Raw genomic sequence first — 14,432 nt, forward strand, 5'->3', positions numbered from 1 at the left:
CCTCTATGAGAAAGGGCGGATAAACCATTCTTTTCTTCATATACATATAGAAAATGAGAAAGAAAGTGAGGGTTGCATATGGCTGGATGGGTGATTTGGTTTATAATAGCGGGTATTTTATTTATTGCAGAAATGTTGTCGATTACGTTTTACATGCTTTGGCTTGGAATTGGAGCTGTTGTCGGAGGTCTTATTGCTTTGTTTGCTCCTGATGCACTATTTTTACAAGTTGTTGTTGGGGCGATTGTAAGTTTAACATTGACTTTCTTTACGAAAAGAATTTCTAAAAACTTTCGAGAAGCAAAAGGTTTTACTGATACAGTAGATAAACTTGTTGGTAAAAAGGGAATCGTTATGCAAACGATTACAAGTGAAGTGAACGGTATTGTGAAAGTGGATGGAGATACTTGGACAGCTATTTCGGATACTCCTATTGATGCTGGAGAAAAAGTCGTTGTTATACAGAGGCATAGTACTATTTTACAAGTGAAAAAGGAGAGTGAATAAATATGGCAGTAGCATTAACGTTAACGATTATTTTCGCATTGATTGTCGTTGTATTTATTGCATTGACAATTAAAATTATTTCTCAGCAAAAAGTTGGGGTCGTTGAAAGGTTTGGTAAATTTCAACGGATTATGCACCCAGGATTAAATATTCTAATCCCAATTGTAGACCGCGTTCGTGTATATCACGATTTACGTATTCAACAAACGAATGTACCACCACAAAAGGTAATAACGAAAGATAATGTACAAGTAGAAATTGATACAATTATTTTCTATCAAATTGTTGAACCAGAGCTTGCGACATATGGTATTTCAAACTATGAATATGGTGTTCGTAATATTACATCTGCAACAATGCGTCAAATTATTGGTAAAATGGAGCTTGATGAAACATTATCAGGTCGTGAAAAAATTTCAACAGAAATTCGTTTAGCACTTGATGAAGCGACAGAAAAATGGGGCGTTCGTATTGAGCGTGTCGAAATAGTCGATATTAATCCACCAAAAGATGTGCAAGTATCAATGGAAAAACAAATGAAAGCAGAACGTAATAAACGTGCGATCATTTTAGAAGCTGAAGCAGCGAAACAAGATAAAGTCCTTCGGGCTGAAGGGGAAAAACAAAGTAAAATTTTAATGGCTGAAGGGGATAAAGAAGCGCGTATTCGAGAAGCTGAAGGTTTAAAAGAAGCAAAAGAATTAGAAGCACAAGGGGAAGCAAGAGCGATTGAGGAAATCGCAAAAGCAGAACAAAACCGAATTGAATTACTTCGCGCAGCAGATTTAGATGAACGCGTACTTGCTTATAAATCGTTTGAATCATTAATTGAGGTTGCAAAAGGACCAGCGAATAAAGTCTTTATTCCGTCTAATGCAATTGAAACACTTGGTACTCTTGGTGCAATTGGGGAAATCTTCAAAGAAAAACAAGCGAAGAAATTACCTTCGTCAGATACAGAAAAAGAATAATAAGAGTGAGAAAGAGAAATGGGATGCCATTTCTCTTTTTTTTTTTGCGTATATTACGAAAAGCTTGTACATATCCATGTATAAAGAAGGTGATACATTGAAAAAGTATGCAACCCGTATACATGGGAAGAAACTAATCTCGTTACTCTTTCTATATGCACTAGTCATAATTATTATTGCGTCGATTTTGACGTCGCTTTTACATACAATGAAATCGAATTACGTGAATCAATGGTTTGGAAAAGTATCGATGCAAGGTTTTGTTCAAATGATAGAAAGTGAGAATCGCTATTACGGATTTGATTATTTTAAGCAGAATAAAAGGGAGTCATTTGGAAATTTAATGTTCTCGATTGCGACGGATTTGAAAATTAAAGATTTAAGAACGTTTGTGGGTAAAGAAGTACCTGGTATGTCAAAGTATTACTCTAACATTATCGTAGCTGGGGAAGGGACAAACTTTACGAATATCCCAAATGAATCTAGTGTACCGATTGAAGAAGTAACGAAAGAGCGAGAAGTAGCAAAAGATAAAGTTACAGAAGCTGAAAAGAATAATCCGGTTCAGAAAAAGAACGGAGCGAAAAAAGGTGAAAGTGCAGTATATATTTATCATACACATAGCTGGGAATCTTTCTTTCCGTTATTACCAGGGGCTACCGATCCATCAAGTCCAGATGTAAATGTGTCCTTACTAGGGAAACGTATGAAAGAACAACTTGAAGGACAAGGAATTCCAGTAGTTCATGATAAAACGAATATGGGGGATTTATTAGCGAGTAAAAAATGGAAATGGCCGCAATCATATAAAGCGTCTCATGAATATGTAAAAGAAACATTAGCACAAAATAATAAAATTGCGTTTCCGATTGATATACACCGTGATGATCAGCGGAAGAAGGTAACAACAAAAGTAATTAACGGGAAATCGTATGCAAGATTATATTTTATAATTGGGATGGAAAATGAAGGGCGTGCTGAAAATGAAAAAATTGCAAGAGCAATCAATAGTTATTTAGATGAAAACTATTACGGATTAAGCAGAGGAATCTTTCCAAAGTATAAAAAAGATGGAAATGGCGTTTATAATCAAGATTTATCTAAAAATGCGATGTTAATTGAAGTTGGTGGTGTTGATAATACATTAGATGAATTATATAACACAATTGATGTGTTGACGGAAGCGTTTAGTAAGTATTATTGGAATGATGCAGAGAAAGTGAATGGATGAGGGGCGGGAAACCGTTCCTTTTTTGTTATATAAAGTTAAGAATGTGATATAATGGAGTTTTGTGAGTATTAAACAAGGGAGCGGAAGAAACATGCAAATACTACTAATACGCCACGGTGAATCAGAAGCAGATATTTTAAATGTACATGAAGGTCGAGCTGACTTTGAATTAACAGAAAAGGGAAGACAGCAAGTACAAAGACTTGTACAGAAAGTGAAAGCAGATTTCCCGCCAGATTTCATTTGGGCAAGCACATTAAAACGTGCTCGCGAAACTGGTGAAACATTAGCAGAAGGAATTGGGTGCCCAATTCAACTAGAAGAAGAATTAATGGAGTTTAATAATGGGGTACAAGCAGGGTTATCATTTGAAGAAGCGAAAAAATATCCAGAGCCAAAATTTCTTCATGATCGTTTTGAAAACGGGGAATCATTTATTGAATTTAGAATGAGAATAGAAGGGATTTTTTCTAAAATCGTGACAGAGAATACATATGACCGAATTGCAATTGTTGCACACGGTGGTGTAATAAATAGTATTTTACGAGCGTTTTTCCAAATGCCAATTAGCATGGACTATTATTTTAAAATGGGAGATACGGGAATTAGTTTGATTGAACTTACGGATAAACAGAAAACTATTCATTTTATAAATGATACAAATCATTTAGAGGGAATGTAAGAGGATATGTACAAAGTTGTATTTTTTGATGTGGATGGTACTCTTTTAAGTGAGATTGATAGAAGTATGCATGAAAGCACAAAAGAAGCGATACAAAGGTTAATAGATAAAGAAATTCACGTAGTTGTTACAACAGGGAGACCATATAGTTTATGCTCACAATTTAAAGAGCTGGGCATAAATACGTTTATTTCTGCAAATGGTGCACATATAAAATGTGCTGATGAAGTTATACATAAATCGGTACTTTCAAGTGGAATTGTTCATGATATTTCAAATTTCGCTGAATTACATGGTCACAGTGTTTCTTATTTTACAGAGGAATTTGTAATGAATGGTATTGCCTCAAAAGACGAACGTGTAATACGAGCATTAAATGAAACGTTAAATTTAGAGCGGTATCCTGACAAAGTTAGAAACTTATCAGAAGAGATTTATTGTGTATGTCTGTATGCTGATGAAACAGAAGCTCAAAAATTCTTTGAAAGATATCCAGCACTTACGTTTGAACGTTTTCATGGTTACGTTATGAATGTGTTGGAAGATAGTAAAGTATCGAAGCTAACTGCAATTCAAAAGGTATTGGAACATCTGGAAATTTGTAAATCAGAAGCAATTGCTTTTGGTGACGGTGGAAATGATGTTGAGATGTTACATTATGTAGGACTAGGAATTGCGATGGGGAATGGCGGAGAAGAGTTAAAAACAAGAGCAGATTTCGTTACAAAGAAGGCGAGTGAAGGTGGTATTTTATTTGCCTTAAAAAAGTTTAATGTCGTCTAACATACCTTTATTGAAATAAAGGTATGTTAGGATCTTTAACGTGCTCACATAATAAAATATGAATTTGCCCGCGATGATGATAAAAATGTGCAACGATTTCAAGCAACCATTCGAATCGAGAGTAAGAAATACCCCAATAAGCAGTCATAATTTCCGCTAACTCTTCATTGGAATAGGATAAAAAAGTTTTAGAAAGTAAATCGTACCCTTGTATCATCGTTTGCTGTATTTGAGTAATTGTTTCTGGTGTTTGTTCTATATAAAAGGTATGTAAGTCTTTTTCCGTAATACCATTTAATATGAGTAAATCAGCGTGGCAAATAAGGGAAAGATGTGTACACATTTCAAATAATGCCCGCTTTGATTCAATCGACTTTATTTTCAAATCACTTTCAGTATATTGGTTCAGTATTTGAATGGAAGTATCGATAGCAATTTTAACTTGATTCAATGCAGATGGAACAAACATTGTAATTATTCTCACCTCCGTATATAATAGTTTCTTAAGGGTATTATATCATACTCAAAATTCCGAAAATTCTAGTAGTTTGACTAGCATAGTGAAAAGTATTATATTGTAAAAGGTCATATGAAACGTGAAATAGAATGGAATGTAATTATTGAGTTAGGAGTTAGACCAATGAGCTTGAAATATGGAAGAGATACAATTGTTGAAGTTGACTTAAATGCGGTAAAACATAATGTAAAAGAATTTAAAAAACGTGTGAATGATGAAAATATTGCAATGATGGCTGCTGTAAAAGCGAATGGGTATGGTCATGGGGCAGTTGAAGTTGCGAAATCGGCTATTGAAGCAGGAATAAACCAACTTGCAGTTGCATTTGTAGATGAAGCAATTGAATTAAGAGAAGCTGGAATCACTGTACCTATTTTAATTTTAGGATATACACCAGTAGCAGCTGTAGAAGATGTAATTCAATATGACGTTATGATGACTGTTTATAGAGTAGAAGATTTACAAGGTATAGATGAAGTTGCAAACCATCTTCAAAAGAAAGTGCGAATTCATGTGAAAATTGATACAGGAATGAGCCGTATTGGTTTACAGGAAGAAGAAGTTAAACCGTTTTTTGAAGAGTTAAAACGTATGCGATATGTAGAAGTAGTAGGGATGTTTACACATTACTCTACCGCTGATGAAATAGATAAAACTTATACAAATATGCAAACAAGTTTGTTTGAGAAAGCTGTAAATACAGCGGAAGAATTAGGAATTCATTTTCCATATATTCATAGTTCAAACAGTGCAGGATCAATGGAACTTAGTAACACATTTCAAAATATGGTTCGTGTTGGTATTGGAATTTACGGTATGTATCCTTCAAGAGAAGTGGATCATACAGTTGCTTCCTTACAGCCAGCGTTGTCTTTAAAATCAAAAGTAGCTCATGTTAAACATGCGAAGAAAAATCGTGGTGTTAGCTATGGGAATACTTATGTAACAACGGGCGAAGAATGGATTGCAACTGTACCGATTGGTTATGCTGATGGTTATAATCGTCAGCTATCTAATAAAGGGCATGCACTAATAAACGGAGTACGAGTACCTGTAATTGGCCGTGTTTGTATGGATCAGCTTATGCTAGATGTTACAAATGCAATGCCAGTACAAGTAGGAGACGAAGTTGTATTCTACGGCAAACAAGATGAAGAAGAGATTGCGGTAGAAGAAATAGCAGATATGCTAGGTACAATTAACTATGAAGTTACATGTATGTTGGACAGAAGAATTCCACGTGTCTATAAAGAAAATGATGAAACGACTGCAATTGTAAATATATTAAGAAAAAACTGAATCGATATGATTCAGTTTTTTTATTTTTGACAAATGAAAAATGTTCTATTTGCACCATGTAGTTGAATGTTTTTAAATCCTACAGATTCCAACGAAGAAATTATTTCTTCATTGGAGTAACAGGCTTCCTCAAAAGAAAAGTCACTTCTTTTCCAACTATCATCTATGTCATGTTTAAATAGTATGAAGTTCATTTCTGCTCTGTTACTTTCACTATCATACGTGGAATCAATGGTACAAACATATTCTCGTTCTGAAATATGAAACGAAGCACTCCAGTTTTCAAGAAATCCTTTTTCTGTATTTATATCAAATGCGAATGTACCTCCATCATATAATGCCGAATAAACATGATGAAAAGCGTCTTTTAGCTCGTTTAATTTCATAATGTGATTTAAGCTATCACCGGCTGAGATGACGTAGTGGAATTGCTCATTTATATTGAAATAGCGAGCATCATCGACGATGAAGGTTGCATCTGGCGCATTTTGACGTGCGTGTTCGATCATTTGAGCAGAACCATCTATACCAGTTACTATAAAATTATTATCAATTAGTTTCCTAGTAAGATGACCAGTCCCGCAGCAAAGGTCTAATATACGGGAGTGGGAAGCGGCATCTTGTAAAACAAATTTATGATAGGCTGGATAGGAGTGTTCTGCAAAATGTCCCCAATGTTTATTATAAATGTCTGCAAAAATATCATAATCAGAATAAATTAGTTTTTTAGACATATGTATTCTGCTCAAAATTCATTAAATTATAATAGTCATGCTTCTTTTTAATTTCAAAACCACATTGTGTATATAGTTTTAAAGCATTGTTATTTTTCGTTTCGACGTCTAGTTCAATTGTTGAAACTCCTTCTGTAATAAGTGTATGTACCATATAACTAAGAATACCTTTACCATATCCTTTACCTTGATAAGAAGGATGAACTGCAAATCCTGATAGTGTAGTAGATTGCTCTTGCTCAGTAACTGTAATCGTTCCTATCACTTTTTCATCGATAAGAGCACTGTAAACTTGATGGGAAGATGAATTCATCATCTTTTGTAACCATGTGGATGTATTTGCTGCCGAATCTCCAAAAGCTTCACTAGCGATTTCTATAAGATCAGGAAGTAATTCAGAAGATGCAACGGTAAGATTAATATTATTTTTCATTGTTTTTTGTGCTTCGTTTGTTTTGAACTCCATACCGTATTCACTGTATAAATAAGGAAAGTTCATTTGTTTTGCAAATGATTTCCCTGAAATAGAGTCACCATTAATTATAAGAAGGGCTTCATCTGCCTCTCTTTTTTGTATTTCTTTCATTGCGGTTTGTAAAAGAGTAGTGCCTATATGTTGTTTCCTATAGTTCGGATGAACAAACCCTATTAACTCCAGTTTTGTTGGTCTTTCAAAGTCATACATACTTAATGCACTGATTAATTGTGTATCATCATAAAATAGAAAATCATTTATCACATCTTTATTACGAACTGTTAAAAAGTTTATATGTAAATCTGACGAGTAATCAATTTGATCGTGTTGTCCGCAAATATGAGATAAATCTTTCATTTGCTGAATTTCGTTTGCTGTTAAAGATGTCTTTTTTTCAATATTCATTTCATAATCCCTCTCATTCGTATTTAAAAATAGGATGGATGACTTAGCCACTTTTCTAACTCCACACTGCCCTGAACAGATAATAACCGGTACAAATATCGATAGGGGTGTCTACATTCTTCAAGACGAGGAATGGGCATAATGGTTTCGTAACCTTGTTTAAAAGCATGAGCCTCTTTTTCTGTAAGTACATATTCTAATCCAATAAAATCAAACTCTCGTGGAGCAATTACATAAGCTTCTGTATCTACTAAACCAGTAATAGATTGACCATCTGATAAAAACTGAGTAGGATCCATATCAATTAAAACGAGTGTAGATTCCTTTGGTGCAGGCAAGGAAGATAGCTGTGATTCAAAAGTATGAAATGCGTTTTGGATGCTCGCGTTATCGGAATAGAACCTATTTACAAGATCTTTACTGACTTTTAATATGTGAGATTTAAATTCTTCTAGTGGAATGTGGAAAGTATTTGATGGGTTTCCTATAAACTCTGCTTGAAACGAATGAATTTCTGCTAGTCCTTTTCCAAGGCTGAATAAAATAGAATCAGGTTGTCCGATAAATGATTGCAGCGTATTTCCGGTTAGTTTTTCGACGATTACATACTCTCGCTCATTTAAAACATGTTTTTGCAAAATAGTCGGGATGGGTAAGGTAGTATGCTTTTTCAATAATGCGTGTATTGTTTCTAAATGATGTACATGCCTTGGATCAATTCCAAAAAGATTTTTACATCCCCACCAAAAATCATTGTTGGGCTCTTCAGTCATTTTTGAAGAGCGAACAATAACTTCTTCAGCTTCTGTTTTAACAAGAAACACGTCGCTTGCATGGTCTTCATAGCCTGGATGCAAAGCTTGAGCGGATAAAATAGGTGAAGTCAACAATTGTTGTAGCATGAAAGAGCTCCTTTTTCTGTAAATTCTCTAAATTCATTATATAACAGAATATGTACCAAGTGGATAATGATGGGGACAACATAGAACTTAAATAAATTTATGGTGAGAAATCAGTGTAAAAATTATATTTTTCTAGTTTTGTATGAATTATCAAAATAATGTTTCTGATGATAAATCTGTAAAAATGCCTGAATGTAAATCCCGTATTTTTCAATAAATGAAAGGTTAAGTCTACTTTTATAAGAGTTATAATGTAGGTTATGAAAAATATTTCTCAATAATAAAATGAAGAGAAAAATATGAAGAAGTAGAATAGATTACTTAATAGTTTTAAATTAATTAATATGATTAACTATTGATTATATTAGATAGGAGAGAATATTATGGCAAATGTACTCGTAATAAATTTCCCTGGAGAAGGTCATATAAATCCGACTTTAGCTATTGTAAGTGAGTTAATTCGGCGAGGGGAAACAGTTGTTTCGTATTGTATTGAAGATTATAGAAAGAAGATTGAAGCAACAGGTGCAGAATTCCGAGTGTTTGAGAATTTCCTCTCTCAAATTAATATTATGGAACGAGTAAATGAAGGTGGGAGTCCTTTGACGATGCTATCTCATATGATTGAAGCATCAGAGCGTATTGTTACTCAAATTGTAGAAGAAACAAAAGGGGAAAAGTACGATTACTTGATATACGATAATCATTTTCCAGTAGGACGTATTATAGCGAATGTTTTAAAATTACCTAGCGTTTCTTCTTGTACAACGTTTGCTTTTAATCAGTACATTACTTTTAATGATGAACAAGAATCGAGACAAGTAGATGAAACTAATCCATTATATCAATCTTGTTTAGCGGGAATGGAAAAATGGAATAGGCAGTATGGAATGAAATGTATTAATATGTATGATATTATGAATCATCCTGGTGATATTACTATTGTATATACTTCAAAGGAATATCAGCCGCGTTCAGATGTATTCGATGAATCGTATAAGTTTGTCGGTCCATCAATTGCTACTCGAAAAGAAGTAGATAGCTTTCCTATGGAAGATTTAAAAGATAAACAATTGATTTTCATTTCTATGGGAACAGTTTTTAATGAACAACCTGAGTTATATGAAAAATGTTTTGAAGCGTTTAAAGATGTAGAAGCGACAGTCGTATTAGTTGTTGGTAAGAAGATAAATATAAGTCAATTTGAAAACATTCCGAATAACTTTAAGTTGTATAATTATGTGCCGCAATTAGAAGTATTACAGTACGCTGATGTATTCGTGACACACGGTGGTATGAATAGTTCGAGTGAAGCACTATATTACGGTGTCCCGTTAGTTGTAATTCCGGTAACAGGAGATCAGCCTTTAGTTGCGAAACGAGTGAGTGAAGTAGGAGCTGGAATAAGGCTTAATCGTAAAGAATTAACTTCTGAATTGTTAGGTGAGACTGTAAAGAAAGTAATGTATGATGTAACGTTTAAGGAAAATAGTCGTAAAGTTGGAGAGTCACTTCGAAATGCTGGTGGGTATAATAGAGCAGTTGATGAAATATTTAAAATGAAAGTGAATTCATACTTAAAACTTAAATAAATGTTTGGAGCACACTTACTGAAATACGTAAGTGTGTTTTTATAAATAAATTACATAAAAAATCACTATAAAGGTGAAACTTTTGTGTATATAAACTGATATCTTTGAATTAGTAGTAAAATTACGTTAAAATAATACTAAGAAAATATATAAGTTTTGGGGGTAATGAATGAAAAAATTATTCGAATACGTATTATTAACAATTGGATCCATTATTGTAGCGGGCTCACTAGAACTTATTTTAGCGCCTAATGGCCTAGTAGACGGTGGGGTAACTGCGATTGCTATTATGGCAAATAAAGTTGCAGGATTACCGCTTTACGGAGTGTTTTTAGGACTTAATATTCCTATTTTGTTATTTACTGCAAAAGTAATGGGTAAGAAGTTCTTTATCCGTACGTCTTATGCAAATGTTGTTACAACACTTGGATTGATTTATTTAAAGCCATTTCCAGCAATTACAACTTCGGAATTATTAATTGTACTTTATGGAGGAGTTCTATTTGGAGTTGGTGTTGGGATTGTTGTAAAAATGGGTGGAGCAATTGATGGGTCAGAAATGTTAGCTGTTTGGATGAACAAGCATTTTAAAGTACCAATTAGTACATTTTTACTTGCTGTAAATGCGGTTATTTTCATTTTTGTTGCCATTTTATTTTCAATCGAACAAGCGATGTTCTCATTAGCTATTTTCTATATTGTTACGAAAATGATTGATTTCATATTAGATGGTATTAATCAAGGAAAGAGCGTTATGATTATTTCTGGGAAAAATAAAGAAATAGGCGATTTGCTTATGAAAGAATTGCAATTATCCGTTACGTATCTACATGGAGAAGGTGGTTTTTTAGGAGAGCACAAGAAAATCATTTATTGTATTACAAACCGTTTCATTTATCCAAAAATGAAAGATCTCGTTCTCTCTGTAGATCCAACCGCTATAATTGAAGCTTCTTATTCAACAGAAACAACTGGTGTTAAGCGTCCAGGAAGGACAGCGAGATCAGGGCAAGTATCAGAAAAATAGTGACTAAAAATAACTCCACGTAAGTATAACTTACGTGGAGTTATTTTTAGTTAGGGAACCAGACTTTTTTCAGTAATTTGACAACCGTTTCGATACTATCTTCGGGAATACTGCCGAAACCGAGTAATACATATGACGCCTCTCTTAAATTATGTACAGAATCATATGTGGAGAGAGGATACAACTTGATTCGCTGTTTTGCAGCAGCATGAATAAGTTCTTGTTCGTTCATCCCATTATGAACATGAAGTACGATATGAAGCCCTGATTGTTCACCGAGTATATGAACGTTATTGCCCATTTCATTTGTAATAGATTTAACTAAAGAAATATGTTTTCTTTTATATAACGTACGACTACGGTTCAAATGGCGCTCCCAATCACCATTGTGAATAAAGGTTGCAAAAGCGAGTTGCTGTATTGTGGAAACAGTTTGTTTAAACTTACCTTCAAGCTCTGTATAGATTTTTAATAGATGAGGTGGTAAAACGATATACCCCATTCGCAAAGAAGGTAAAAAGGATTTCGAGAAAGTTCCCATATAAATAACGCGTTCATTTGAATCTAGTCCCTGTAAAGAGGGGATAGGTTTTCCTACATAACGAAATTCCCCGTCATAATCATCTTCAATAATATATCCTTCGCAATCATTGGCCCATCTTAATAATTCGAGCCTTCTAGATAATGGCATAATCATTCCAAGAGGAAATTGGTGAGATGGAGTGACGTATGCTACATTAGCACTTGATTCACGTAAAGCTGAAATATGAATCCCTTTATCATCTAGAGGTATAGGGTGAACAGGAAGAGCAGAGCTTTGAATCATAGCAGTTATACGGTGAAATCCAGGGTTTTCGATTCCATATTCTTTTTTTGAACCAAGCAGTTGAAGTAGTAGCCAAAGAAGAGGCTGCGTACCGGCTCCGATAATAATTTGATCAGGTGAAGAATGTACCCCGCGGGCATGGTATAAATATTTTGAAATATGCTCTCGTAAAACGAACTCACCTTGAGGATCTTCTCTAGCAAATAATTCATTTTCATACTGGAATAAAGTTTCTTGTAATGCTCTTTTCCAGTTTGTAATTGGAAAAGCTTTTTGATCAATAAGGCCTTGGCTACAATCATAGTCATATTGTTCATTTTTAATATTGTTAACGCTGTTTGACGCAACGTGTTGTTTATTTTGAATGACATCAATATCAACTTCCACAACAAAAATCCCGCGCTTCGGTTTACTTTCTACATAACCTTCAGCTAGTAATTGTTGATAAGCAGATTCAACAGTAATACGGCTAACATTAAGTTGTATCGCTAAATTTCTGTGAGAAGGAAGGCGTGTACCGGCAGGCAGTGATCCCTGAGAGATTTCTCGTTTCATATATTCGTAAATTTGTAAATAAATTGGTGTTTTACTTTCTAATTGTAATGGGATAGTAAGATCCATTTTAAGAATTCTCCTTTAAAAACTGGCCATATAAAAAATAATCGAACTGTCACTTAAGTTAAGGGCAGTTACTTTTTATAATGATGATATAACATTTAGAAAATTTAATAAATAGAAAGAGGAGAATCAAAATGAATATTAGAGAAATAGTAACAGAAGCTGATTTACATGATGTATTCCCTGTATTACAGCAATTACGAACAAAAATTTCAAGAGAAGAAGCAAGTTCTTTATTTCAAAAAATGAAAAAAGAAAATTATAAACTACTCTCGTTACAGAATGAAGATGACGAAGTTGTTAGTCTAGCTGGTGTAGCGATTTGTACGAATTTTTATAATGAGAAACATGTTTTCGTATATGATCTTGTAACTGCAGAAGCTCACAGATCAAAAGGATATGGTAAGGTTCTGCTGTCATATGTAGAAAAGTGGGGGGAAGAAAAAGGGTGCAGTTCTATCGTTCTTACATCAGCGTTTCCAAGAGTTGATGCACATCGTTTTTATGAAAGAGAAGGCTATGATAAGGTAAGCTATTCTTTTTATAAAGAATTATAATAGTAAGGGGGGTCTATGTGTGAGAACATATGGAACCCCTTTTAATTTAGAATTGAAGAATGAGGAGGGTTAATTACTTATTTTGTCGAATAGTCTCTTTATAATTGAGACGATAATATGGAATTAAAAGAAGGTTAGGAGAGTTTATACTTGGAAAAAATTCAGAAACTATTAATCCCAAAAGGTGTAAGAGTTATCGTAATATCTGATATTCATGGCGAATTAAATCTTTTAAAGGAATTATTACATAAAGTTAATTTTAAAGATGATGATTATTTAATTATAAATGGAGACCTTTGTGAGAAGGGGAACGATAGCATTGGCGTCGTAAACTATGTGATGGATTTAGTAGTTAGCAAGCCAAATGTTTATGTAGTTGAAGGGAATTGTGAAGTTGTAGTTGAAGCGCTTGTAAATGAAAATCCTGCGCTAATAAATTATTTATGTACGCGAAAAAATACAATTTTTAATGAATGGCTAGGGAAATTAAACGTTACAGTTAATGAAGAAAGTGATATTTGTGAAGTGAAAAACATATTGATGGGCCGTTTTTCAAAAGAAATAAAGTGGCTAACAGAATTGCCAACGGCTATTGAAACTGATGATTATATCTTTGTACATGCTGGCCTTGAAGATAGAGAGAATTGGAGACAAACAGACAGGAAAAATGCAATTGCAATGCCAGAGTTTTTTAATAAATCACATAGAGCGGATAAGTACGTAATTGTTGGACATTGGCCTGTTGTGAACTATTCCGAAGAGGCGCCGTCTAACAATCCAGTTATTGATAAGGAGAAAAAAATTATTGCGATTGATGGTGGTAATGCGATTAAAGAAGCAGGGCAATTAAACGCATTTATTATTCAGAGGACAACTTCAGGTGATACGTTTTCTTATACATTTGTAGATCATTTTCTACAGTATGAGGTATTGGCCGATTTTAATGCGAATTCAGTAATGCAGGGCGGGGTTACATATCCGCATTATTATATAGAGCCTGTGGAGAGAATGAAAGGTTTTACCGTATGTAAACAACTAGGAACAAATGAATTACTTCATGTGAAAAACGAGTATATAAAGCAACTTGAATCAGGTGAGTATACAGTGAAAACGGATATTTCTTGTGCACAATTAAGCGTTAGAAACGGGGATGTTGTTTCTCTCATTGATGGTAGTTGTGTCGGATATGATTTAATTAAAAAAGATGGTGTAGAAGGCTGGATAGAGAAAGGAATTCTACTTGAGATAGAAAAGAAGAGGAATACAATATTTAGCTAAAATGGGAGGGATATAACCTCCTATTTTT

The 14,432-nt window shown here is 33.9% G+C and carries 15 protein-coding genes; 10 read left to right on the forward strand and 5 right to left on the reverse strand.

Features of this window, described 5'->3' with window-relative positions:
- The first annotated feature begins 78 nt into the window (after positions 1–78).
- The 5 genes from CQ058_RS12660 (at position 79) to CQ058_RS12680 (ending at position 4,174) form a co-directional block, all read left to right on the forward strand.
- Complete coding sequence (locus tag CQ058_RS12660; protein WP_002012470.1) at positions 79–507, forward strand: NfeD family protein; 429 nt, start codon at positions 79–81, stop codon at positions 505–507.
- 2 nt (positions 508–509) lie between these two features.
- The gene (locus tag CQ058_RS12665; RefSeq protein ID WP_002031527.1) at positions 510–1,478 is read left to right on the forward strand and encodes an SPFH domain-containing protein; all 969 of its coding nucleotides are present in this window, start codon (positions 510–512) and stop codon (positions 1,476–1,478) included.
- 76 nt (positions 1,479–1,554) lie between these two features.
- Entirely contained in the window at positions 1,555–2,709 is a 1,155-nt protein-coding gene (gene spoIIP, locus CQ058_RS12670) for a stage II sporulation protein P (RefSeq protein ID WP_033708353.1), read from the forward strand.
- 91 nt (positions 2,710–2,800) lie between these two features.
- A complete protein-coding gene (locus CQ058_RS12675) occupies positions 2,801–3,391 on the forward strand; it encodes a histidine phosphatase family protein (protein ID WP_002141416.1) in 591 nt (196 codons plus the stop codon).
- Between the two features lie 6 nt (positions 3,392–3,397).
- Positions 3,398–4,174, forward strand: coding sequence for a Cof-type HAD-IIB family hydrolase (locus tag CQ058_RS12680; protein WP_105589725.1), 777 nt, complete (start codon positions 3,398–3,400; stop codon positions 4,172–4,174).
- A gap of 7 nt (positions 4,175–4,181) precedes the next feature.
- Here CQ058_RS12680 and CQ058_RS12685 read toward each other — a convergent pair whose 3' ends face one another.
- Positions 4,182–4,643: a DinB family protein gene (locus CQ058_RS12685; protein ID WP_002031519.1), complete on the reverse strand. Its 462-nt coding sequence runs from the start codon at positions 4,641–4,643 to the stop codon at positions 4,182–4,184.
- 171 nt (positions 4,644–4,814) lie between these two features.
- Between CQ058_RS12685 and alr the strand changes: the two genes are divergently transcribed.
- Positions 4,815–5,990, forward strand: coding sequence for an alanine racemase (alr, locus tag CQ058_RS12690; RefSeq protein ID WP_002141421.1), 1,176 nt, complete (start codon positions 4,815–4,817; stop codon positions 5,988–5,990).
- Positions 5,991–6,010: 20 nt separating this feature from the next.
- Here alr and CQ058_RS12695 read toward each other — a convergent pair whose 3' ends face one another.
- The 3 genes from CQ058_RS12695 to CQ058_RS12705 are packed head-to-tail and all read right to left on the reverse strand — an operon-like array spanning position 6,011 to position 8,506.
- Positions 6,011–6,724, reverse strand: coding sequence for a class I SAM-dependent methyltransferase (locus CQ058_RS12695; protein ID WP_002189385.1), 714 nt, complete (start codon positions 6,722–6,724; stop codon positions 6,011–6,013).
- Entirely contained in the window at positions 6,717–7,604 is an 888-nt protein-coding gene (locus CQ058_RS12700; RefSeq protein WP_002031513.1) for a GNAT family N-acetyltransferase, read from the reverse strand. The genes CQ058_RS12695 and CQ058_RS12700 overlap by 8 nt, the downstream gene beginning before the upstream one ends.
- A 23-nt stretch (positions 7,605–7,627) precedes the next feature.
- Positions 7,628–8,506: a phosphotransferase gene (locus tag CQ058_RS12705; protein WP_105589726.1), complete on the reverse strand. Its 879-nt coding sequence runs from the start codon at positions 8,504–8,506 to the stop codon at positions 7,628–7,630.
- 383 nt (positions 8,507–8,889) lie between these two features.
- On the opposite strand from CQ058_RS12705, the gene CQ058_RS12710 reads away from it, so the two are divergent.
- Positions 8,890–10,098: a macrolide family glycosyltransferase gene (locus CQ058_RS12710; protein ID WP_002031509.1), complete on the forward strand. Its 1,209-nt coding sequence runs from the start codon at positions 8,890–8,892 to the stop codon at positions 10,096–10,098.
- Between the two features lie 169 nt (positions 10,099–10,267).
- Complete coding sequence (locus tag CQ058_RS12715; RefSeq protein WP_002189389.1) at positions 10,268–11,125, forward strand: YitT family protein; 858 nt, start codon at positions 10,268–10,270, stop codon at positions 11,123–11,125.
- A gap of 46 nt (positions 11,126–11,171) precedes the next feature.
- Here the strand turns inward: CQ058_RS12715 and pdxR are convergent, their stop codons facing one another.
- Positions 11,172–12,572 (reverse strand): MocR-like pyridoxine biosynthesis transcription factor PdxR, encoded by a 1,401-nt coding sequence (gene pdxR / locus CQ058_RS12720; RefSeq protein WP_002189390.1) that lies wholly within the window; start codon positions 12,570–12,572, stop codon positions 11,172–11,174.
- Positions 12,573–12,703: 131 nt separating this feature from the next.
- Here pdxR and CQ058_RS12725 point away from each other — a divergent pair, with 131 nt between their 5' ends.
- Positions 12,704–13,126 (forward strand): GNAT family N-acetyltransferase, encoded by a 423-nt coding sequence (locus CQ058_RS12725; RefSeq protein ID WP_002193065.1) that lies wholly within the window; start codon positions 12,704–12,706, stop codon positions 13,124–13,126.
- Between the two features lie 150 nt (positions 13,127–13,276).
- Positions 13,277–14,404 carry a metallophosphoesterase gene (locus tag CQ058_RS12730; RefSeq protein WP_105589727.1) on the forward strand — a complete coding sequence of 376 codons (1,128 nt, stop codon included), beginning with the start codon at positions 13,277–13,279 and terminating at the stop codon, positions 14,402–14,404.
- Positions 14,405–14,432 lie beyond the last annotated feature (28 nt).

Origin of the sequence: Bacillus sp. MYb56 (assembly GCF_002976445.1) — a bacterium.
GTDB classification, from domain to species: Bacteria; Bacillota; Bacilli; order Bacillales; family Bacillaceae_G; genus Bacillus_A; species Bacillus_A mycoides.